A 20,659-nucleotide genomic window follows, 5' to 3' on the forward strand; every position below is an offset into this window, starting at 1 on the left:
CGGAGACCGCCCCGAGCCGGCGGGGGAGCGTCAGAGCCGAGCGACGAGCTCCCAGCGCAGAACCGTGAGCTGCGTGAGGAGGCGCTTCGGGACGCGGCTCCCGAAGCGCTCGAACAGCGCCCGGGTCTGGTCCGCCTCCTGCAGCCAGGCCACCGGGTCGACGCGGAAGAGCTCGTCCCATGCGCCGTCCGGCAGGTCGAGGCCCTCGAGGTCGAAGTCCTCCCGCAGCGGGAGCAGGCCCGCGGGGCTGCGCCTCGCCCGCGCGGCGCCGTCGAGGCGGCGGACGATCCAGTCGACGGCGCGGATGTTCTCGCCGAACCCCGGCCACAGGTAGGAGCCGTCACGGCCCTTCCGGAACCAGTTGACCTGGAAGATGCGCGGCGCGTGCTCGCCCAGCCGCTCGCCCATGTCGAGCCAGTGCCCCCAGTAGTCGGCCATGTTGTAGCCGCAGAAGGGCAGCATCGCGAACGGGTCGTGGCGCAGCGCGCCGACGGGCCCCTCGGCGGCGGCGGTCTGCTCGCTGGAGATGGTGGCGCCGAGGAAGACGCCGTGCGCCCAGCTGTCCGCCTCCGCTACCAGCGGGATGTTGGTCGAGCGCCTCCCGCCGAAGAGGATGGCGTCGAGCACCACCCCGTCGGGGTCGTCCCACTCGTCCGCGATGGACGGGCACTGGTCGGCGGGAACCGTGAAGCGGGCGTTCGGATGCGCCGCCGGCACCGGCAGCCCGTCCATCCACGGCCGTCCTTGCCAGTCGACCATCCGGTCCGGCACGCGGTCGGTGAGGCCCTCCCACCACACGTCGCCGTCGTCCTGGAGGGCGACGTTGGTGAAGATCGTATTGCCCCAGATCGTCGCCACCGCGGTCGGGTTGGTGCGCTCCCCCGTGCCGGGCGCGACGCCGAAGAAGCCGCGCTCCGGGTTGATGGCGCGCAGGCGGCCCTCGGCATCCGGCCGGAGCCAGGCGATGTCGTCGCCGATCGTCTCCACCGTCCAGCCGGGCAGCGTGGGCTGCAGCATGGCGAAGTTGGTCTTGCCGCAGGCGGAGGGGAACGCCGCCGCCAGGTTGTAGGAGCGGCCCTCCGGGGACGTGACCTTCACGAGCAGCATGTGTTCGGCGAGCCAGCCCTCCTCGCGGGCGATCACCGAGGCGATCCGCAGTGCGAAGCACTTCTTGCCGAGCAGGGAGTTGCCGCCGTAGCCGGACCCGAACGACCAGATCTCGCGCGTCTCGGGGAAGTGCGCGATGTACTTCGTCTCGTTGCAGGGCCACGGGACGTCGGCACGGCGGCTGCCGTCAGCGTCGACGAGGGGACTGCCGACGGAGTGCACGGCCGGCACCCAGGACGTATCGGGCCCGATCTGCTCGAGCGCCTCGGTCCCCATCCGGGTCATGATCTGCATCGACAGCACGGCGTAGGGGGAGTCGGTGAGCTGCACGCCGAGCTTCGCGAGTGGGCTGCCGATCGGCCCCATCGAGAAGGGGACGACGTAGAGGGTCCGGCCGCGCATGGCGCCGTCGAACAGCGCGATCAGCTCCTGCTTCATCTCGACCGGGTCGCGCCAGTTGTTGGTCGGGCCCGCGTCCTCCGGATCGGCGGAGCAGATGAAGGTGCGCTCCTCCACGCGGGCGACGTCACGGGGGTCGCTGCGGGCGAGGAACGAGTTCGGGCGCCACTCCGGGTTGACGCGAACGAGCGAGCCCTCCCGCACCAGCTGCTTCGTGAGCTGGTCGAACTCCGCCTGGCTTCCCGTGCACCAGGAGACCCGATCCGGCTGCAGCAGCTCCGTCATCTCGGCGACCCAGCCGTTGAGCGCGGCGTTGCGGGAGGGGCCGGCGGCGGAGGGGCCCGCGGCGGGGACGGGAGCGTGCGGAGCGGGGGCGGCGGGAAGGGTGGCGGTCACGGGAACTCCTTCGGTCGGGGGCGAGCCGTGTCCAGGGTGCTCTTGTCCGCCCGGGTCTTCTGCGACTACGGTGGCGAAAATTCGGCCGGATTTAACAGGGAGAGAAGATGGACCTGCTCACCGTGGGTCGGCGCGTCCGGCACTACCGCAACGCGCGCTCCCTCACCCTCGAGCAGCTGGGCCGGTCGGCGGGGCTCGCGGGCAGCCAGCTCTCGCTCATCGAGAACGGGCGGCGGGAGCCGCGCCTGTCGCAGCTGCAGTCGCTCGCGACGGCGCTCGGCGTGGAGCTCGCGCAGCTGCTCACCGGGGAGGCTCCGGACCCGCGCTCCGCGCTCGAGATCGAGCTCGAGCGGGCGCAGCAGGGTGCCCTCTACGCCGCGCTCGGCCTGCCCCGGGTGCCCGCGACCCGCGCCCTCCCGCAGGACGTGCTCGAGTCGCTCGTCGGGCTGCACCGCGAGCTGATCCGGCGCGCGACCGAGGCGATCGCCACTCCGGAGGAGGCGCGCCGCGCCAACACCGAGCTGCGCCTGCGGCAGCGCGCGCAGGACCACCACTGGCCCGAGCTCGAGCGGGAGGCGCTGTCCCTGCTCGCGGTGGTGGGCCACGAGCGGGGCGCCCTCACTCACCACGACGTCGCCCGCATGGCACGCCACCTGGGCTTCGAGATCATCCACGTGAACGACCTGCCGCACTCCACGCGCACCGTCACGGACCTCAAGAACGGGCGCATCTACCTGCCGCCGGCCTCGATCCCCGGCGGCCACGGCCTCCGCGCCCTCGCGCTGCAGGCGATGGCGCATCGCGTGCTCGGCCACCGCGAGCCCGCGAGCTACGCGGAGTTCCTGCTGCAGCGCATGCAGATCAACTACTTCGCCGCGGCGTGCCTGATGCCCGAGCCGGCGAGCGCCGCGTTCCTCGCCGACGCGAAGCAGCGGCGGGATCTCGCCATCGAGGACTTCCGCGACGCGTTCGGAGTGACCCACGAGGCTGCGGGGCTCCGATTCATCAACCTCGCGACCGTCCACCTCGGGCTGCGCGTGCACTTCCTCCGTGTCGGCGACGACGGCGCCATCCAGAAGGCGTACGAGAACGACGATCTGCCGCTTCCCGCCGATGTCAGCGGCTCGGTCGAGGGGCAGTTCGTGCCCCGCGCCTGGGCGGCCCGCGCCGCCTTCGAGCGCACGAACCGGACGACGGAGTTCCACCAGATCACCGACACCCCGGCCGGCACGTTCTGGTGCTCGACGCAGACGGGGACCACGCCGACCGAGCAGTTCTCGATCAGCGTCGGCGTCCGATTCGCCGACTCGAAGTGGTTCCGCGGCCGGGAGACCACGGTGCGCGGCGACGCGACGCAGCCGGCCTCCTCGGCGGGCGAGCAGGGCGGCGAGCTGGCGGGCAAGTGGGCGGGGCAGGCCTGGCCGAGCGCACGCCTGCACGCGCACATCCTGTCTCCGCTGCCGGCCGGCCGGTTCCCGGGCGTCGACGACGAGGAGGTGTACCGCTTCCTCGAAGCCCACTCGGCGGAGTGAGCGACGGCCGCGTCGAAGGAAGCAGTGCGTCGCCGCCCCCGCGCCGCTAGCTTGGGCGCGTGCAGCCCCGCCGACTCGCCCCGCTCGCACTCGTCGTCCTCGCGCTCGCCGGATGCGCCGGAGGTGCGAGCGCGCCGCCCGCCCCGGAGGAGTCCGCCGGTCCGGCGCCGGGTGCGGCGGCCGGGGCTGCCTGGACGACCGACCTGCTCGCGGCCACCTGCGTCGAGCACACGACCACGGCGAGCCCCGAGAACGCGGCCCACTACCTGGACCAGGAGGTGCACTGGAACCGGGCGCGCTCGGGCGAGCGGCCGGACGGGCTGCGGGCGGTCGAGGTTCCGTACAGCGAGTCGGGCGGCGAGTTCGCGGGCGCGGAGGGGTCGTTCTACTGCGCGATCGGCGGAACCACGGATGCTCCCGACCTGGCGGAGTGGGGCCAGGCGGTGCCGTTCAGCGACGACGAGTTCGCATCCTTCGTCGGTGGGGAGTGGGCAGGGTCGGCCGAGCCGGAGCGGTGACGGGAGCCGGCGGCGGTCGGAGCCGAGGCAGTCGCGGCGGGAGGCGGCAGCAGCCTCCCGGGCGTCAGCCTCGCAGGACTTTCCGCATGGGCCGGCCCTTGGCGAGCTCGTCCACGAGCTTGTCGAGGTAGCGGATCTTCCCCAGGGTCGACGCTTCCCCGGTATTGGCGGAAGCCGCGGGTCCGGTGCCACACTCGGGACGGACACAGGGAGGTGCCGTGCGGAAGCTCGTGGTCTCGATGATCACCTCACTCGACGGATATCACGAGGGGCCGGGCCGAGACGTCATGGCCATGCCCTTCGACGACGCGTTCAGTCCCCACAACCTCGAGCGGCTGCGAAGCGCCGACACGCTCCTGCTCGGCCGCCGCGGATACGAGGGCTTCGCCGGCTACTGGTCCCGGGTCGCCGAGGATCCGACTGAGCCGCCCCTCGAGCGGGAGATCGCGGCGCGCAACCGGGATCTCGAGAAGGTCGTCATCTCCGACACCCTCCGCGTCGGCCCCCGCGCGCCCTGGGCGACGACCACTCGGGTGGTGCGGAGGGCGGACGCGGTCGCCGAGGTCACGGCTCTCAAGAGCGGCGAGGGCGGCGACATCCTCGTGTTCGGGAGCGCGATCACGTGGAATCCGCTGCTCGAGGCGGGGCTCGTCGACGAGCTGGACGTCCTGGTCGGTCCGGCCCTTCTCGGGGACGGCACGAAGCTCTACAGCGGAGCGCGCGCACCGCTCCGGCTCCTCGAGGCGCGGGTGCTGCCGGATTCGCAGCTCGTGCTCCTCCGCTACGACGCGAGCGGCGTGGACGGCGACCAGGGGCGATAGCCGGCGCCGACGGCAGGGCACATGATCCACCGTGCTCCGAATCTGTCAATCCCGCCCGCTCGATTGCGGACGGCCGGCGAGCCGAACGTAGCGTGGCTGACCGCAAGCAACGGACGCGATCAGTCAATCGAGGCACGGCATGGACGACCTGAACACGATGAGCACCCCGCTCCTGCAGGACTGGTGGGAGCGCTACGTCTGTCCCGCCTGCTTGTCGAAGGAGCGCACGCGCAGGAGCCGCTGCGCCCACTCCTGGCACTCCGTCGCCGCCGTGACCTATGTCTGCCCGGAGTCGTCGTTCTCCCCGCTCAGCATCCCCGTCGACGAGCTGCAGCGGGAGGGCATGGAGGGCCGGCCGGCCTTCGCCAGATACGGGCGCACCTGGACGCGCCGGTTCGGCCCGACCCCGCACGCCCGCGCCCTCAGGTACGCCTGACGAGTCGAGCCTCCGCCGGCGGCGAGTAGACCGCATCTATTGACTATCGATAGCAAACGAGTGAAACTCGTTGCGTGCTTACGCTGAATCGATTGGTCCCCTCCCTCAAGGTGCTGCTAGCGCTCGCTTTCGCCTTCCTCCTCGTCCTGCAGTTCCTGAGCCTCCCCGGCGACATCGCCGACGACGTCCGGCGCGCTCCCGAGGCGGCGCACGTGCTCTGGCCGCTGCTCGTGGCCGAGGAGCTGTGGGTGCTGTGTTTCCAGGCCGTCATCGTCTGCACCTGGCGGCTGCTGACCATGGTCAAGGCCGACCGCATCTTCAGTGAGGCGGCGTTCCGCTGGGTGAACGGGATCGTCGCGGCGTTCGCGGTCGCCTGGCTGGCTCTCGCCGCGCTCGCGGCCTACCTGACGGCGATCATCTACTTCACGCCCGAGCTGCGGGATCCGGGGACCCCGCTCGCGCTGTTCGGAGTGGTGCTGCTCGGGGCCGTGTTCGTCCTCGTGATGCTGGTGCTCCGCGCCCTGCTGCGCCAGGCGACGGCGCTCCGCAGCGACCTCGAAGCGGTGATCTGAGTGCCGATCGTCGTGCGGATCGACGTCGAGCTCGCCAAGCGGAAGATGAGCGTCGGCGAGTTCGCGGAGCGGATCGGCCTCACGCCGGCGAACGTGGCGGTGCTGAAGAACGGGCGGGCGAAGGCCGTGCGCTTCACGACGCTCGAGGCCATGTGCCGCACGCTGAACTGCCAGCCCGGCGACCTGCTGGAGTGGGTCGACGACGACTGAAGGCCGGTCGGGCGGGCGCTCCGGCGGGCGGGCGCCGCTCGCGGAGCAGGGCATCATGGCATCGAACCCCTGCGAACGGAGAACCGCGTGACCGTGACCCCCTTCAACGACGGCTGGTCCTACCGGCGCCCCCTCGGCCCCTTCGCCGCGGCGGACGGCGCGAAGGTCGATCCGGTGGAGGTGCGGCTGCCGCACGATGCGCTGCGGGACGCGGAACGGCGCCCCGACGTGCCGGGCAAGGGGGCGGGCGCGTTCCATCCCCACGGCGCGTTCACCTACCTCAAGACCTTCACGGTGCCGGCCGAATGGGAGGGCCGACTCGTCCGCCTCGAGCTGCAGGGCGCATTCCGCCGCGCCCAGGTCTTCCTCAACGACGAGTTCGCCGGCAACCGGGCCGACGGGTATGCGCGGTTCTTCGTCGACCTCACCCCGTACCTGAAGTACGGCCAGGACAACGAGCTGCGCGTCGAGGTGCGCTCCGGCGAGGACTCCCGCTGGTACTCCGGCACCGGTCTGCACCGGCCGGTGCTGCTGCACGTCGACGCGCCCGTGCACGTCGTTCCCGACGGCGTCACCGTCAGCACGGTGCGCATCGAGGACGACCAGGCGGTCGTCGACGTCGTGACGACCGTCGCCAACGCCGGCCTCAGCACGCGCACCGTGACCGTCAGCACGTCCGTCACCGGACCGGATGGCGCCGAGGTGGAGCGCGACTCCACCCCCTCGACCCTCGCGCCGGGGGAGCAGGCGGTCGTCCGCCAGCGCCTGTACCTGCGGCAGCCGGCCCTGTGGAGCCCCGACAGCCCCGCCCTACACACGGCGCGCGTGGGCCTCGGCGGGGATCCTGCGGACGAGGTCGTCGTCCCGTTCGGCATCCGCACCGTGACCGTCGACCCGCGCAAGGGCCTGCGCATCAACGGCGAGCCGGTGCTGCTGCGAGGCGCGTGCCTCCACCACGACAACGGCCCGCTCGGCGCCGCCGCCATCGGCCGCGCCGAGGAGCGCCGCATCGAGCTGCTCAAGGCCGCCGGCTTCAACGCGATCCGAACCGCCCACAACCCCGCCTCACCCGCGATGCTCGACGCCTGCGACCGGCTCGGCGTGCTCGTGATGGACGAGGCGTTCGACATGTGGACCCGGTTCAAGACGCCGTACGACTACGCGGCCGATTTCCCGCAGTGGTGGGCCGCGGACCTGGAGGCGATGGTCGCGAAGGACCGGAACCACCCGAGCGTCATCATGTACTCGATCGGCAACGAGATCATCGAGGTGGGCTCCCCGCACGGGTCCCGCTGGGCGCGCCGGATGGCCGAGCACCTCCGCGCCCTCGACCCCACGCGCCTCGTCACCAACGGGATCAACCCGTTCCTCGCCGTCATCGATGAGCTGCCGTCGATCCTCGCGGCCGCGGGCGGCGGTCTCAACGCGGCCATGTCGAGCATGGACGACGCCTTCAGCGCCATCGGCTCGAGCGAGGCGGTCAGCCGCCGCACCGCGGAGTCGTCCGCGGCCCTCGACGTGCTCGGCCTCAACTACTCCGAGTCGCGCTACGACCTGGATCAGGAGCTCTTCCCGCATCGCGTGCTGGTGGGATCGGAGACCTTCCCCTCCCAGATCGGCCGCCTCTGGCCACTGGTGAAGGAGAACCCGAACGTGATCGGCGACTTCACCTGGACAGGCTGGGACTACCTCGGCGAAGTCGGCATCGGCGCGACCGCGTACGCCGAGGACCCCGAGGCCGTCGCGGCCCTCGAGCGCGAGTACCCGTACCTCACCGCCTGGTGCGGCGACCTCGACCTCACCGGCTCGCGCCGCCCCATCTCCTACTACCGCGAGATCGTGTTCGGCCTCCGGACCGAGCCCTACGTCGCCGTGCTCCGTCCCGAGCACCACGGCCACACGGTGACGCAGCGCTCGCCCTGGGCGTGGAGCGACTCGGTGTCCTCGTGGACCTGGCCGGGCTTCGAGGGGAAGCCGATTACCGTCGAGGTGTACGCCGACGCCGACGAGGTGGCCCTGCTCCTCGACGGCGAGCACCTGGCGAGCGCCCGGGTGGGGGAGAGCCGGCCGATGCTCGCCGCGCTCGAGACCGAGTACCGGCCGGGCGAGCTCGTGGCGGTCGCGTACCGCGGCGGGGTCGAGACCGGCCGGACGACGCTCGCCACCGCGCGGGGTGCCGTGCGCCTCACCGCCGAGGCGGACCGGTCGCAGCTGCGCGACGACGACAGCGACCTCGCCTACGTGGCGATCGAGCTGCGCGACGAGGCGGGCCGCCTGAACACGTCGGAGGAGCGCCCGGTGTCGGTCGAGGTGACCGGAGCGGGCGTGCTCGCGGGGATGGGCAGCGCGAACCCGAAGACGGAGGAGCGCTTCGACTCGTCCACATGGCGCACCTTCGACGGGCGCGCGCTCGCCGTGGTCCGCCCGACGGGCGCGGGGGAGATCCGGGTCACCGTCACGTCCGAGGGGCTCGAGCCCGTCGAGCTGGCTCTCACGGTGGGGTGACACGGCGGCTCGTCCGGCGGGGGTGTCCGCCGTGCGCCGTCGCCCACGTTCGAGTCCGGCGCGAGAATCGCACCGGACCGGGAGCCGATGTCGGAGGGTGGGCGTAGCCTGCAGGTGCGTGCCGGAGAAAGAACAGGTGACCTTTGTCGCTCCTGCACCCGCCTGCCCTCGGCGGCCCGCCCGATCCCGACTCGCCTCCACCGGACCCTCGCAGAGACGAGCTGCTCACCCTCGTCGGGGAGCTGACCGACACCCAGCGCCGCGCGAACGCCCTAGCGGCCGAGCGGTACCGCGCACTCGACACTCTCCGGCAGCGCTGGGAGGAGACGTACGGCGCGTCGATGAGCGCCGATCCATCCGGCATCCGATTCCGCTCGATGCGCGCCCAGATCGCGGTCGTGCTGCTGATGCCGGAGCGCTCGGTGGAGACCCAGCTCGCCACCGCCCGGGCCCTCATCCACGCCCTGCCGGCGACGTTCGACCGTCTCGCGGAGGGCCGCATCAGTGACCGGCACGCCCGCATCCTGAGCGACAGCATCTCCGGTCTGCCGCACGAGGACCGCGTGCTGCTCGAGGAGCGGCTGCTGCCTGCGGCGGAGACGCTGGCGCCCGCCAAGTTCGAGCGCAAGGTGCGGCTCGCCGTCGCGACGCTGCACCCGGAGCAGCTCGAGGAGAAGGCGCGGGCTGCTCGGGAGATGCGGGAGTTCACTCTCGAGGCGGCCGCAGACGGGATGGCTTGGCTGCACCACTACCTGCCGGCCGAGGACGCCGTGGCGATCTGGAACCGGGCGGACGCGACAGCCCGCCATCTGGCCGGCTCGGACGAGCCGCGCTCGGTCTCCCAGCTGCGGTCCGACGTGGTGCGCGACATCCTGCTCGACGACGGCGTCCTCCTGCCGCCGGAGCAGGGCGAGCAGGGGCTGCGCGCACCGTCGAAGCAGAATCGGGGGATCGCTCCGACGGTACAGGTGACCGTTCCGGTGCTGACCCTCAACGGCGTCGACGACACCCCCGGCATCCTCAAGGGGTACGGGCCCATCGATCCCGAGACCGCCCGCCGGTTGGCCGGCACGAGCACGGGATTGCAGCGGATCCTCACTCACCCCGTCACCGGTGTGGTCCTCCAGTACGGGCGGGGCCGGAGGGAGGTGCCCGTCGAGCTGCGCCGCTACGTGGTCGATCGGGACGAGATCTGCCGGTTCCCCGGCTGCAACCGCCCCGCCGCGACCTGCGACATCGATCACACGCGCCCCTGGTGTGAGAACGGCACGACCGACCACGACAACCTCGCGGCGGTCTGCCGGAACCACCACCGCGTGAAACACGACGGCGGCTGGAAGCTCGAACAGGACGATGCCCACCCCGGAGTCCTGAAGTGGACGACGCCCATCGGCCTCGAGTTCACGACCGAGCCCGCCGCGCCGCCCGCCACTCGCATCCAGGGCGGCAGGCTCGGCAGCGTCCTCGTGCAGACGGAATGGGCCCAGGCGGATCCGGAGGACCAGCCGCCCTTCTGACCCGGCAGGTGAGCCAGCGGTTTCCCGACGCTCGACGTCGGCGCACAATGGCGGGATGCCCGCGTCCGCCCCTTCGCCGTCGTCCTTCCCGAGGACGAGCCACCCCCGGTTCGCGCGCGCCTTCGCCCGCGCGGTGCCGGCGATGGACCGAGCGGGCGGCGCCGAACACCGCCGGGAGCTGCTGTCGCGCGCCCGCGGCGCCGTGGTCGAGGTCGGTTCGGGCACCGGGGCCAACTTCGCCTCCTACCCGCACGCCGCCACGAACGTGATCGCCCTCGAGCCCGACCCCTACCTGCGCGGGCTGTCCGCCGAGGCGGCCGAGCGATCCCCGGTTGCGGTCGAGGTCCGCGACGGCATCGCTGAGTCGCTGCCCCTCGTCGACGACTCGGCCGACACCGTGGTGGCGAGCCTCGTGCTGTGCAGCGTGTCCGACCAGGAGGCGGCACTCGCGGAGATCCGCCGCGTCCTGCGCCCGGGAGGCCTCCTCCTGTTCTACGAGCACGTGCGTTCCGAGAACCGACTGATCGCGCTCGCCGAAGACGCGGTCGTTCCGCTCTGGCGGCGCCTCGCCGGCAACTGCCACCTCAATCGGGACACGCTCCGCGTGATCGAGCGGGCCGGCTTCCGCATCCTGGACGCCCGCCGATTCGGCTTCTCACCCGGTCCCGGGCCGGGCCTCGCGCACATCCTCGGGGCGGCGACACCTCGGGCGTGACCGCCTCTGGTCCGGACCGGCCCGCCTCGGTACTGTGGGCGCCGAACGAAGGGAGCAACTCGATGGCCGTCGTCTCACGAGGGTTCTCCGGGCGCTCCCGGCAGCAGAGCCCCGACCTTCCGCCCGGGCAGTTCCTCACCGAGGACTTCCCCGTTCTCTCCGCCGGACCCACACCGCGCATCGACACCGCGAAGTGGCAGCTCACCATCCGCAACGAGTCCGGCGAGGACCGCTCCTGGAGCTGGGACGAGTTCCAGGCGCTCCCGATCGAGGAGGTGCACACCGACATCCACTGCGTCACCCGCTGGTCGAAGCTCGGCACCTCCTGGCGGGGTGTCAGCCTCGATACCCTGTTCGCCGACGTCGAGACTGGCTACGAGTACGTGATGGCACACTCCTACGGCGGCTACACGACCAACATTCCGCTCGCGGACCTGCTCGACGGGCAGGCGTGGATCGCCTTCGAGTTCGACGGCGAGGAGCTCGATCCTGAGCACGGCGGGCCGGCACGCCTCCTCGTGCCGCACCTCTACTTCTGGAAGAGCGCGAAGTGGATCCGCGCGCTCGTGATGCAGGACCAGGACGAGCCCGGGTTCTGGGAGCAGAACGGGTACCACCTCTACGGTGACCCCTGGCGCGAGCAGCGCTACTGGTAGTGGTCGGCTGGACGACCGGCACCGTCGTGGAGGCGCGTGCCGAGGGACGATCCGGGCGGGTCCTGCTCCTCGACGTGCCCGGCTGGGGCGGCAACCTCGCCGGCCAGCACCTCGACCTGCGGCTCACCGCGCCCGACGGGTATCAGGCCGCGCGGTCGTACTCGGTCGCGTCGGTCGGGCCGGGGGACCGGGTCGAGCTCGCCGTCGACCGGCTTCCGGGCGGCGAGGTGTCGCCGTACCTCGTGGACGAGGTGATGGTCGGCGACGAGGTGGAGGTCCGGGGCCCGCTCGGCGGCTGGTTCGTCTGGCGACCTGAGCAGGAGGGCCCGGTGCAGCTGATCGCCGGCGGATCGGGGGTGGTCCCGCTCGTGGCGATGGTGCGTGCCCGGCTGCGCAGCGACAGCACCTCGCCGTTCCGGCTGCTCTACTCGGTGCGCACCCCGGAGGACGTGTTCTTCCGGTCGGAGCTCGAGAGCTCCGGAGAGGGCGTCGAGGTGACCTGGGCGTACACCCGCACCGCGCCGGAGGGCTGGCCCCGCTCGCCCGGACGCGTGGGCCGCGCGGAGCTCGAGGAGCGGTGCTTCCGGCCCGAGGACGACCCCGCGGTCTACGTGTGCGGACCCACCGCATTCGTGGAGAGCGTGGCGTCCACGCTCGTCGAGCTGGGGCACGACGCCCGGCGCATCAAGACCGAGCGGTTCGGAGGAACCTGATGGACGGACACGTCGACGGCAACTCGCTCGCCGGAACACTGAGCGAGTACCTGCGCTTCGAGCCCACCACCGCGGTGGCGCGGTGCATCGCGTGCGGCGACATCGGGCCGGTGGGCGAGGCGATGGTCTACGGCGGCGACCAGGGCCGGGTCGTCCGCTGCAGGCGGTGCGACGCGGTGCTGCTCAGCATCGTGCCGACCACGGAGGGCACCCGCCTGCAGCTGCGCGGCGTCGCCTGGCTGCAGATCCCGTAGCCCTCCTACGATGGGGCGCGTGACCCCGGTGGCCGGCGACCAGCACCTCCTCTCCGCGGTGCGAAGACGGCTGGGGTCCCGTCATGCAGTGGTGGGCGCCGCCACGATCTCCGCCGACGGTCTCGCCGTCGCGGTCGCGGGCGCGGACCTCGACGCCGACTTCGAGATCGGGTCCATCTCGAAGGGCATCACAGGGCTGCTCTACGTCGACGCCCTCGACCGCGGCGAGGTGACCGAGGAGACCCGGCTGGGGGAGCTGCTGCCGCTCGAGGGGAGCGCCGCCGCGGACGTGACGCTCGCGTCCCTCAGCACGCACACGTCCGGTCTGCCCGGCCTGCCCCCGGGAGCCGAGCCCCTGCGGCGCACGATCCGGCTCCTGCGGCACGGCGCGAATCCGTACGGCGAGTCCCGGGAAGAGCTGCTGGCGCAGGCAGCGGGGGTGCGGCTGGCCGCTCCCCGGCCCCGGTACTCCAACTTCGGGTTCGAGCTGCTCGGGCACGCGGTGGCCGCGGCGGCGGGGCGCAGCTACTCGGCGCTGCTCCGCGAGCGGATCGCCGTGCCGCTCGGACTCGACTCGATGTACGTGCCGAGCCTGCGGAGCGACCTGCGGCCGACGGCGCTGCTCGGACGCAGCCGCTCCGGGCGGCCCCGCGACCCGTGGACCGGGGAGGGGATCGCGCCGGCTGGTGGCATCCGGTCGTCCGCCGGGGACCTGGGGCGGCTCGCCCAGGCGCTGCTCGACGGCTCGGCTCCGGGGACCTCGGCCCTGGACCCGGTCCGGAACTTCACGGGTCCTGCCGTCCGGATCGGCGCGGGCTGGCTGACGACGCAGGTCAAGGGCCGCCCGATCGTCTGGCACAACGGCGGCACCGGCGGATTCCGCTCCTGGCTGGGCCTCGACCGCGAGGCGGGCACCGCCGTGGTCCTGCTCACCGCCACCGCGGAATCCGTGGACCGGCACGGACTGCTGATGCTCCAGCAGCTCTCCGGCCGCTGAGACGCCCGGCCTCCGCCGTTCCCTCCGTCGCCGCGCACTACCGTGGGACGGGCACTGGAGGGAGTCCCATGACGGTCGAACCGAGAACGGCACACGTGGACCGAGCGCGGGAGCTGGATGAGGAGGATCCGCTCGCGTCGTTCAGGGCCGCCTTCCTGCCGGACCCGGACGTCCGCGCCTACTTCGACGGCAACTCCCTCGGCCGGCCGCTGACCGCGACCCCGGACCGGCTCGCCGGCCTCGTCCACACCTGGTCCTCGCGGCTCATCCGCGGCTGGGACGAGGAGTGGATGGCGCTGCCGGAGACGGTCGGCGACCGGATCGGCGCGCTCACCCTCGGGGCCGCGGCGGGGCAGACGGTGGTCGCCGACTCGACGACGGTGGTGCTCTACAAGCTCATCCGCGCCGCGGTCGCGGCCCGACCGGGCCGGGACGAGATCGTCATCGACGACGACAACTTCCCGACGGACCGCTTCGTCGTCGAGCGGATCGCCGCGGAGTTCGGGCTCACTGTGCGGTGGGTGCGGGTCGACCGGCACGCGGGCGTCGAGCTCGAGCAGGTGACCGAGGCGGTCGGGAAGCGGACGGCACTCGTCGTGGTCAGCCACGTCGCCTACCGGTCCAGCCACCTCGCCGACGCCGAGGCGATCACCGCGGCCGCGCACGAGGCGGGCGCACTCGTCCTCTGGGATCTCTGCCACTCGGTGGGCTCCGTGCCCGTCGAGCTGGACCGGTGGGGCGTCGACCTCGCCGTCGGCTGCACCTACAAGTACTTGAACGGCGGCCCCGGCTCGCCGGCGTTCGCCTATGTGCGGGCCGATCTGCAGGACGAGCTGGAGCAGCCCATCGCCGGCTGGATGGGCTCGGCGGCGCCCTTCGACATGGGTCCCCACTACGAGCCGGCGCGGGGCATCCGGCGCTTCCTCAGCGGCACCCCGTCCATCGTGGCGATGCAGCCGATGCGGGACATGCTCGACCTGATCGAGCAGGCCGGCATGGCGGCCATCCGGGAGAAGTCCGTCCGGCTCACCGAGTTCGTGATCGAGATCGCGGATGCCGACCTCGCCGACGCCGGCTTCACGGTGGCCACCTCCCGCGACGCCGCGCGCCGGGGCAGCCACGTGACGCTCGAGCACCCGGATGCGCGGGCGATCACGGCGCGGGCGTGGGAGCGCGGCGTGATCCCGGACTTCCGGGCCCCGCACGGCATCCGCGTCGGGCTCTCGCCGCTCAGCACGTCCTTCGCCGAGGTCGCGGACGGGCTCTCCGTGCTGCGGGAGTGCGCGGCCGGCTGATTCGCCGGGCCCGCGGAATCAGTCCTCGTCGAGGAGGGCGACCGCGGCCCGAACGCCGCGCACGAACGCCTCCGGCTGCTCCCAGGCCGCGAAGTGGCCGCCCGCCTCGTGCTCCTGCCAGTCGCGGACGTCGAACACGCGCTCCGCGAGCGCCCGCGGCGGCGGCAGCAGGTCGCGGGCGAACACGCTCCCCACGGTGGGGACGGCCACGCGGCCGGACTGCGCCGGCTCCCGGACCGCGTACGGCACGAACGAGGTGCCGATCGTGCCGGTGACCCAGTAGAGCGTCAGCCAGGTGAGCAGGTCGTCCCGCGGGAAGACCGTCTCGACGTCGCCGCCGCAGTCGCTCCAGCCGCGCAGCTTCTCCACGATCCAGGCGGCGAGGCCGGCGGGGGAGTCGGCGAGCGCGGCGGCGAGGGTGTTCGGCTTCGTGCTCTGCTCGGCGATGTAGCCGCCCTCGGCAGCACGCCAGCGGGCGACCGCGTCGAGGTAGTCGCGCCCCTCCGGCGTCGCCTCGCGTGGATCGAGCGCGGCGAGGTGCACGAGCGGGATGTCGGTGAGGTGCAGCGCGCCGACGAGGTCGGGCCGAATGCGGGCGAGCGTCTCGGCTGCGCCGCTGCCGATGTCGCCGCCCGACACGACGCAGCGTCGGTGGCCGAGCTCGTCGAGCAGCGCGGCGATCGGCTCGGCCATCGCCTCCCGCGAGCTGCCGGGCAGGCCGGAGTAGGGGTAGCCGGGCAGGCAGGGCACGACCACGTTCACGTCCCGAAGCAGCGGCAGCACGCGGAGGAAGCGGAGGAAGGAGTCCGGCCAGCCGTGCAGCAGCACCACGGTCGGCGCGTCCGGCGACGCGGCCCGCTGATGCACGGTCCGCATGCCGTTGCCCGCCCGCACCCAAGGCAGTGCGAGCAGGCGCGCCTCCGCGGCACGCCAGTCGTAGTCGTCCGCCCAGTAGCGGACGAGGTCCTCGAGGTACTCGCGCTCGGTGCCGCGCTCCCAGCCTCCCGGCACGCCGGCGGCGAACCGGGTGCGGCGGAGCCGGCGCCGCAGATCGTCGAGCAGCTCCTCCTCGACCGCCTCCGGCGCACCGCCCATGACCGCCCCTTCCGCCGCCGCACCCACGCCCCGATCCTGCCCGTTTCGACCCGGTAGGCGAAGTGGTCGAGACTGGCGGGATGACCAACGACCTCGGCGACCTGCATCCCGACACCCTGGCCGTGACCGCGGGACGTCCCGCGAACGAGCCCGACCAGCCGCTCAACCCGCCGGTCGTGCTCGCCTCGACGTACATCGCGGGCGGCGACGTCGAGTACGGGCGCTACGGCAACCCCACCTGGACCGCGTTCGAGGACGCGCTCGGCGGGCTGGAGGGCGGTCGATGCCTCGCCTTCGCCTCCGGTGTCGCCGCGACGGCGGCCGCGTTCGACCTCGTGCCGCCCGGCGGCCGGATCGTCGTGCCGCGGCACTCCTACCAGGGCACCCTCGCGCAGCTCCGGCACCTCGAGGAGCGGGGCGCGGTCACCGTCGTGCCGGTCGACATCGCGGACACAGAGGAGGTCCGCACGGCGCTCGACGGCGCCGCCATGGTCTGGATCGAGAATCCGACGAACCCCGCGCTGGAGGTGGCCGACGTCGACGCCATCGCGGAGGCCGCCCGCGGGAACGGCGTGCTCGTCGTCGCCGACAACACCTTCGCGACCCCGATCCTGCGCCGGCCGCTCGACCAGGGCGCCGACATCGTGGTGCACTCGGCGACGAAGGCGATCTCGGGTCACAGCGACGTCGTCATGGGCGCCGTCGTCACGCGGGACGACGACCTGCACCGGCAGCTGCTCACCCGGCGGTCGCTGCAGGGAGCGATCCCGTCCCCGCTCGACGCCTACCTCGCCCTCCGCGGCCTGCGCACCCTTCCGCTGCGCCTCGAGCGCGGCCAGCAGAACGCGCAGGAGCTGGTGCGCCGTCTCGGCGGTCACCCCGCGATCCGGGACCTCCGCTACCCCGGCTTCGGCACCATCCTCTCGATCGTGCTCGCCGACGCGGACACCGCCGATGCGTTCGTCGCGGCCGTGCGGCTGTGCCGCCACGCCACCAGCCTCGGCGGCGTGGAGACGACGCTGGAGCGGCGGCGGCGCTGGTCGGGGGAGGCGCCGACCATCCCCGAGGGGCTCGTCCGCGTGTCGGTCGGCGTCGAGAACATCGAGGACCTGGACCGCGACCTCCTCGGGGCGCTCGAGGCGGCCGGCGGCGGGGCAGGCGGAACCGACGCTCGGAGCTAGTACCGCGGTACCAGGCGGCCTCGCAGGTCGGCACCGCGGTCGGACGCTCTGACCGCGGTGCCGCTCGTACCTTCGAGCCATCGAACCCCGCCCCGGGGTTCCGCAACTCGGAAGGCACGATCATGGAACCCGTCTCCCCGTCCCGGCGGGGGATCAACCGCTTCGCCGGACGCCACCCCGTCGCCACCCTCTTCGGGCTCGGCCTCGGCGCCTCCTACGCGCTCATCCTCGTCTGGTGGCTCGCCTTCACGGGCGTCCTGCCCGGCGGCGACCTCGCCGACCGGCTCGGCATCGCCCCCGGGGAGGTCTCGGCGGGCATCGCGACCGTCGCGCTGTTCTCCACCACCCTGTACGTCACGTGGGCCGCGGACGGCACGGCCGGCATCCGGACGCTCGTCCGCCGCATGTTCCGGTGGCGCGTGAACCCGGGCTGGTACGCCGCCGTGCTCGTCGCGCTCCCCGCGCTCACGCTCGGGATCTCGGTGCTGATGGGCGACGAGCTGAAGCCCGTCGAGCTCCCCGGCCTGATCGGGACCCAGCTGGCGCTGCTCGCGGTCAGCTTCCTCCTCATCAACCTGTGGGAGGAGACGGCCTGGACCGGCGTCTTCCAGACCCGCCTCGAGCGCCGGCACAACCTCTTCGCGGTGGCTGCGCTCGCCGCGGTGCCGTTCGCGCTCGTGCACCTGCCGCTCGAGTTCTTCAGCGGTGCCGAGATCAGCCTGGTGGGCTTGGCGGTCGCGTTCGCGATCTACTTCGTGTTCGGCGTCCTGGTCCGCTCGATGTTCGCCGTTTTCCTCCGCGGCACCGGCGACAGCGTGCTGCTCGTGGCCCTGCTGCACGCCGTGTTCAACCGGACGAGCGGCAGCGACGGCATCGTCGCCGCGTTCGCGGAGGGCGACTCCCGGATGCTCGCGCTGCCGATCGCCGTCGTCCTGCTCACGGCGGTCACCGCGGTGCTCTTCCGCCGCCGGCTCTCCCGGAGCTACCGCCGACAGCTGGACGAGGGGCACACGTCCGTTGAGACCGCCGACGCCGGAGAGCTCGCGGCCGTCCGCTGACGCCATCGGAGCCGGAGCGCCGGGCCGCCGTCGAGGCCGCCCGGCGCTCCGCCGTCCGGTCGAGCAGTTTCGGAGAAGACCGCCGACACCCCGGCTCCCTAGCATGGGCGCACCACCATCGACGAGGAGGGAGAAGCGGCATGGCCGAGACCGGGAAGACGGCGACGAGGACGGCACGGACGGACACGGCGGCGGAGGGCTTCACCGAGGAGGAGCGCGCCGCCATGAAGGAGCGCGCCCGGGAGCTGAAGTCGGCGAAGCGCACGAAGGGCAAGGCGGACGACGAGGCCGCGGTGCTCGCCAAGATCGCGGAGCTGCCGGAGCCGGAGCGCGGGCTCGCCGAGCGCGTGCACGCCATCGTGAGGGAGAGCGCCCCGAGCCTCACGGCCAAGACCTGGTACGGGATGCCCGCCTATGCCCGCGACGGCAAGATCGTCTGCTTCTTCCAGCCGGCCGCGAAGTTCTCGTCGCGGTACGCGACCCTCGGCTTCAACGACGACGCCCGGCTCGACGAGGGTGCCATGTGGCCGACGGCGTACGCCATCACGGAGCTGACCGACGAGGTCGAGGCCCGCATCGCGGAGCTCGTCCGCCGGGCGTCCGGCTGACGCTCAGCGTCCTGGGGGAGGCGGCGCCGGGCCCGCCGTCGGCTGTGCTCATTCGGAGCGCCGACGCCGCCGCCGCTCGCGCCACGACAGGGCCGCGTATTCCGCCTGCTCCCGCTGCCGCTCCTCCTCGGCGACGCGGAGGCGGGCGTCCCGCCGCTCCCGCCAGCCGGCGACCTCGGCGTCGATGTCGCGGGTCGGGGTGATCACGGGAGGGCCGCCGAGCAGCTGCCGGCGGGCCTCGATGACCCGCTTGTTGAAGTCCTCCAGCAGCTCGCGGACCGCCGCCTCCGTCGGCTGGGCGTCGATCCGTTCGCCCAGCTCGGCGTTCTCCTTGCGCAGGGTGAGGGCGGGGGGCCCGAGCCCGGTCAGGCCCTCGCGCTCGATCTTCCGCCGGATCCACCAGTCCGGGTCGTGCCGATCGAGGTCCTGCAGCGGCCGGCCCTTGCCGGGGAGGTCGTCGAAGTCGCCGCGGCGCATCGCCTGCTGAATCGCGATCTCCACCATGCCCGACCGCTGATCCGGCGTGAGCCGCCCGGACTCCGACGCGTCGTCGGCCTCGTCGCTCGCGGGCATGGCGCGGTCCACCTGGTAGCGGGCCGCCGCCAGGCGGGAGTCACTGCGTGGTCGCTTCGTCATTCGCCGGCTTCCTCGCGTCCACGCTAGACGAGGCCGCCTGAGGATGCGCCCGAGAGTGTCGGCGCAAGGGGCCGCCGAGGGGCGCCCGATAGCATCGAGCGATGCCTCGGCGATCCGATCCGCGATCCGGTCTCCGGACGTGGCTCCCGGTGATCGGGGTGACGGCGTTGCTCGTCGTCGTGGTGGCCCTCGTCCGCACGTCCGACTCACCGGCTCCGGTGCCGCCGCAGCGCCTGCCGACGGCTCCGCCGGCCGCCGCCGTTCCGGACACGATCGCCCTCTTCCTCGGCGACTCCGCCACCGCCGGCAGCGGCGCATCCAGAGGGTCCGCACGGTGGACGAGCCTCGTCTCCGCCGAGCGGGGCTGGCGCGAGCTCAACCTCGGCCGGAGGGGCACCGGCTACACGGCGTCGCCGCCCGCGGACGTGTGCAGCTACTCGCGGTGCCCGTCCTTCCTGCGCATGGCGACGCGGGTGGCGGACGAGGACCCCGATGTGGTGGTGATCGCGGGCGGTCAGAACGACACGTTTCTCGCCCACGACGATCCCGACCTGGAGCGGCGGGCCATCCAGGCGACCTTCGCCACGGTGCGCGCCGGAGCGCCCGACGCGTTGATCGTGGCGATCGGGCCGGCGCCCATCTGGGGCGCCGGTGAGACGCTGAGGGCGATCGACGCCGAGGTGGAGGCGGCGGTCCGGTCGGTGTGCGGCGTGTTCCTCAGCCTCGTCGACCCGCCGCTGCTCGATCCCGAGTTCCTGGCGGACGACGGACTGCATCTCGGCGACGCCGGCCACGAGGCAGTGGCGAAGCGGGTGCTCGCCGCGCTCGCCGAGGCGGATGTGCGCGGAGCCGAATCCCCGTGCGCCGCCCCGGCCCCCTGAGCGAGACTCCCTCTCCGTGGCGAGGCGATATCTCGATTCGCTCGATTGTCAATGCACCTCCGATTTCCGGACCCGTCGCCTACGGTGAGGGAATGAAGCACATCACCTTCGCCGATAAGACGCTGCTGGTCGGTGACGAGGTGGCCGACCTGCTCGTCGCGTATTGCACGGCGCTCGCGAACGCTCAGAAGGCGGACTCGGTCGAGGTGCACGGATTCAGCGCCACCGGCGAAGAGGTGGTCGCGTCGTTCGTATTCACCTCCGGCAGCAGCCTGATGGCCGAGTCCGTGCACACGAGTCTGCCGGACCCCGACAACAAGGATGCGCTGGAGCACATCCGCGACGGGATGGCGAAGCTGCGCGGCGCCTCCGCGGGCGTCCCCGACGACCCCACCCCGCCGAACGCCTACGTCGAATTCGACCTGTAGCTTCGACGCCTCCGCTGCTTCGAGGCCTCCGGAGATGCCAACGGATGCGCTCATCCGTCCGGAATGACGGCACCGAGTGGCATCTCGGCGTGGCGGAATACGGGGGCACGAGGCCGGGTTCTACCCAGC

General features: G+C 72.6%; 22 protein-coding genes and 1 pseudogene. 19 read left to right on the forward strand and 4 right to left on the reverse strand.

The window, feature by feature from the left end; all coding sequences use genetic code 11:
• Positions 1-30: 30 nt before the first annotated feature.
• Positions 31-1,902, reverse strand: a complete 1,872-nt coding sequence (locus J3P36_RS15115) for a phosphoenolpyruvate carboxykinase (GTP) (protein WP_307807127.1) — start codon at positions 1,900-1,902, stop codon at positions 31-33.
• A 107-nt stretch (positions 1,903-2,009) separates the two neighbouring features.
• On the opposite strand from J3P36_RS15115, the gene J3P36_RS15120 reads away from it, so the two are divergent.
• Both J3P36_RS15120 and J3P36_RS15125 read left to right on the forward strand, forming a co-directional pair.
• Positions 2,010-3,434, forward strand: coding sequence for a helix-turn-helix domain-containing protein (locus J3P36_RS15120; RefSeq protein WP_210509084.1), 1,425 nt, complete (start codon positions 2,010-2,012; stop codon positions 3,432-3,434).
• A 59-nt stretch (positions 3,435-3,493) separates the two neighbouring features.
• Positions 3,494-3,952, forward strand: coding sequence for a hypothetical protein (locus tag J3P36_RS15125; RefSeq protein ID WP_210509085.1), 459 nt, complete (start codon positions 3,494-3,496; stop codon positions 3,950-3,952).
• Between the two features lie 64 nt (positions 3,953-4,016).
• On the opposite strand, the pseudogene J3P36_RS15130 reads toward J3P36_RS15125, so the two are convergent.
• Positions 4,017-4,091: pseudogene (locus J3P36_RS15130) on the reverse strand (DUF2200 family protein); the annotation flags it as partial.
• 79 nt (positions 4,092-4,170) lie between these two features.
• Here J3P36_RS15130 and J3P36_RS15135 point away from each other — a divergent pair.
• From J3P36_RS15135 to kynU, 12 genes are all read left to right on the forward strand, one after another.
• A complete protein-coding gene (locus J3P36_RS15135; protein WP_210509086.1) occupies positions 4,171-4,773 on the forward strand; it encodes a dihydrofolate reductase family protein in 603 nt (200 codons plus the stop codon).
• A 139-nt stretch (positions 4,774-4,912) separates the two neighbouring features.
• The gene (locus J3P36_RS15140; protein WP_210509087.1) at positions 4,913-5,209 is read left to right on the forward strand and encodes a hypothetical protein; all 297 of its coding nucleotides are present in this window, start codon (positions 4,913-4,915) and stop codon (positions 5,207-5,209) included.
• Positions 5,210-5,301: 92 nt separating this feature from the next.
• Positions 5,302-5,781 carry a DUF2975 domain-containing protein gene (locus tag J3P36_RS15145; RefSeq protein ID WP_246854873.1) on the forward strand — a complete coding sequence of 160 codons (480 nt, stop codon included), beginning with the start codon at positions 5,302-5,304 and terminating at the stop codon, positions 5,779-5,781.
• Positions 5,782-5,991, forward strand: a complete 210-nt coding sequence (locus tag J3P36_RS15150; protein WP_210509089.1) for a helix-turn-helix transcriptional regulator — start codon at positions 5,782-5,784, stop codon at positions 5,989-5,991. It abuts the gene before it with no gap.
• Between the two features lie 87 nt (positions 5,992-6,078).
• On the forward strand, positions 6,079-8,496 hold the full coding sequence (locus J3P36_RS15155) for a glycoside hydrolase family 2 TIM barrel-domain containing protein (RefSeq protein ID WP_210509090.1): 2,418 nt from the start codon (positions 6,079-6,081) through the stop codon (positions 8,494-8,496).
• 143 nt (positions 8,497-8,639) lie between these two features.
• Entirely contained in the window at positions 8,640-10,013 is a 1,374-nt protein-coding gene (locus J3P36_RS15160) for an HNH endonuclease signature motif containing protein (RefSeq protein WP_210509091.1), read from the forward strand.
• Positions 10,014-10,068: 55 nt separating this feature from the next.
• Complete coding sequence (locus tag J3P36_RS15165) at positions 10,069-10,728, forward strand: class I SAM-dependent methyltransferase (protein WP_210509092.1); 660 nt, start codon at positions 10,069-10,071, stop codon at positions 10,726-10,728.
• 62 nt (positions 10,729-10,790) lie between these two features.
• The gene (locus J3P36_RS15170) at positions 10,791-11,384 is read left to right on the forward strand and encodes a sulfite oxidase-like oxidoreductase (RefSeq protein WP_210509093.1); all 594 of its coding nucleotides are present in this window, start codon (positions 10,791-10,793) and stop codon (positions 11,382-11,384) included.
• A complete protein-coding gene (locus tag J3P36_RS15175) occupies positions 11,384-12,097 on the forward strand; it encodes a ferredoxin reductase (RefSeq protein WP_307807128.1) in 714 nt (237 codons plus the stop codon). Before J3P36_RS15170 ends, J3P36_RS15175 begins: the two co-directional genes overlap by 1 nt.
• A complete protein-coding gene (locus J3P36_RS15180) occupies positions 12,097-12,351 on the forward strand; it encodes a DUF6510 family protein (protein ID WP_210509094.1) in 255 nt (84 codons plus the stop codon). Before J3P36_RS15175 ends, J3P36_RS15180 begins: the two co-directional genes overlap by 1 nt.
• Before the next feature lie 19 nt (positions 12,352-12,370).
• Positions 12,371-13,348, forward strand: coding sequence for a serine hydrolase domain-containing protein (locus J3P36_RS15185; RefSeq protein ID WP_307807129.1), 978 nt, complete (start codon positions 12,371-12,373; stop codon positions 13,346-13,348).
• Between the two features lie 68 nt (positions 13,349-13,416).
• Positions 13,417-14,643 carry a kynureninase gene (gene kynU, locus J3P36_RS15190; protein ID WP_210509096.1) on the forward strand — a complete coding sequence of 409 codons (1,227 nt, stop codon included), beginning with the start codon at positions 13,417-13,419 and terminating at the stop codon, positions 14,641-14,643.
• An 18-nt stretch (positions 14,644-14,661) separates the two neighbouring features.
• On the opposite strand, the gene J3P36_RS15195 is transcribed toward kynU, so the two are convergent.
• Positions 14,662-15,765 carry an epoxide hydrolase family protein gene (locus J3P36_RS15195; RefSeq protein ID WP_210509097.1) on the reverse strand — a complete coding sequence of 368 codons (1,104 nt, stop codon included), beginning with the start codon at positions 15,763-15,765 and terminating at the stop codon, positions 14,662-14,664.
• A 53-nt stretch (positions 15,766-15,818) separates the two neighbouring features.
• Between J3P36_RS15195 and J3P36_RS15200 the strand changes: the two genes are divergently transcribed.
• From J3P36_RS15200 to J3P36_RS15210, 3 genes are all read left to right on the forward strand, one after another.
• On the forward strand, positions 15,819-16,919 hold the full coding sequence (locus tag J3P36_RS15200) for a PLP-dependent aspartate aminotransferase family protein (RefSeq protein ID WP_210509098.1): 1,101 nt from the start codon (positions 15,819-15,821) through the stop codon (positions 16,917-16,919).
• 122 nt (positions 16,920-17,041) lie between these two features.
• Positions 17,042-17,977 carry a type II CAAX prenyl endopeptidase Rce1 family protein gene (locus J3P36_RS15205; RefSeq protein WP_210509099.1) on the forward strand — a complete coding sequence of 312 codons (936 nt, stop codon included), beginning with the start codon at positions 17,042-17,044 and terminating at the stop codon, positions 17,975-17,977.
• A gap of 140 nt (positions 17,978-18,117) precedes the next feature.
• The gene (locus J3P36_RS15210) at positions 18,118-18,585 is read left to right on the forward strand and encodes an iron chaperone (RefSeq protein ID WP_210509100.1); all 468 of its coding nucleotides are present in this window, start codon (positions 18,118-18,120) and stop codon (positions 18,583-18,585) included.
• A 48-nt stretch (positions 18,586-18,633) separates the two neighbouring features.
• On the opposite strand, the gene J3P36_RS15215 is transcribed toward J3P36_RS15210, so the two are convergent.
• Positions 18,634-19,221: a DUF1992 domain-containing protein gene (locus tag J3P36_RS15215; protein ID WP_210509101.1), complete on the reverse strand. Its 588-nt coding sequence runs from the start codon at positions 19,219-19,221 to the stop codon at positions 18,634-18,636.
• A gap of 101 nt (positions 19,222-19,322) precedes the next feature.
• Here J3P36_RS15215 and J3P36_RS15220 point away from each other — a divergent pair, with 101 nt between their 5' ends.
• Complete coding sequence (locus J3P36_RS15220) at positions 19,323-20,102, forward strand: SGNH/GDSL hydrolase family protein (protein ID WP_210509102.1); 780 nt, start codon at positions 19,323-19,325, stop codon at positions 20,100-20,102.
• A 92-nt stretch (positions 20,103-20,194) separates the two neighbouring features.
• Entirely contained in the window at positions 20,195-20,530 is a 336-nt protein-coding gene (locus tag J3P36_RS15225; protein WP_210509103.1) for a hypothetical protein, read from the forward strand.
• Positions 20,531-20,659 lie beyond the last annotated feature (129 nt).

It is taken from the genome of Naasia sp. SYSU D00057 (assembly GCF_017916505.1).
Taxonomy (GTDB): domain Bacteria; phylum Actinomycetota; class Actinomycetes; order Actinomycetales; family Microbacteriaceae; genus Naasia.

Excerpts from the sequence above, each read along its gene's own strand:
- J3P36_RS15120 (WP_210509084.1), top strand. The coding sequence starts at position 2,010 with ATGGACCTGCTCACCGTGGGTCGGCGCGTCCGGCACTACCGCAACGCG.
- J3P36_RS15170 (WP_210509093.1), top strand. The coding sequence starts at position 10,791 with ATGGCCGTCGTCTCACGAGGGTTCTCCGGGCGCTCCCGGCAGCAGAGC.
- J3P36_RS15180 (WP_210509094.1), top strand. The coding sequence starts at position 12,097 with ATGGACGGACACGTCGACGGCAACTCGCTCGCCGGAACACTGAGCGAG.
- J3P36_RS15200 (WP_210509098.1), top strand. The coding sequence starts at position 15,819 with ATGACCAACGACCTCGGCGACCTGCATCCCGACACCCTGGCCGTGACC.
- J3P36_RS15215 (WP_210509101.1), bottom strand. The coding sequence starts at position 19,221 with ATGACGAAGCGACCACGCAGTGACTCCCGCCTGGCGGCGGCCCGCTAC.
- J3P36_RS15210 (WP_210509100.1), top strand. The coding sequence starts at position 18,118 with ATGGCCGAGACCGGGAAGACGGCGACGAGGACGGCACGGACGGACACG.
- J3P36_RS15220 (WP_210509102.1), top strand. The coding sequence starts at position 19,323 with ATGCCTCGGCGATCCGATCCGCGATCCGGTCTCCGGACGTGGCTCCCG.
- kynU (WP_210509096.1), top strand. The coding sequence starts at position 13,417 with ATGACGGTCGAACCGAGAACGGCACACGTGGACCGAGCGCGGGAGCTG.
- J3P36_RS15165 (WP_210509092.1), top strand. The coding sequence starts at position 10,069 with ATGCCCGCGTCCGCCCCTTCGCCGTCGTCCTTCCCGAGGACGAGCCAC.
- J3P36_RS15205 (WP_210509099.1), top strand. The coding sequence starts at position 17,042 with ATGGAACCCGTCTCCCCGTCCCGGCGGGGGATCAACCGCTTCGCCGGA.
- J3P36_RS15225 (WP_210509103.1), top strand. The coding sequence starts at position 20,195 with ATGAAGCACATCACCTTCGCCGATAAGACGCTGCTGGTCGGTGACGAG.
- J3P36_RS15140 (WP_210509087.1), top strand. The coding sequence starts at position 4,913 with ATGGACGACCTGAACACGATGAGCACCCCGCTCCTGCAGGACTGGTGG.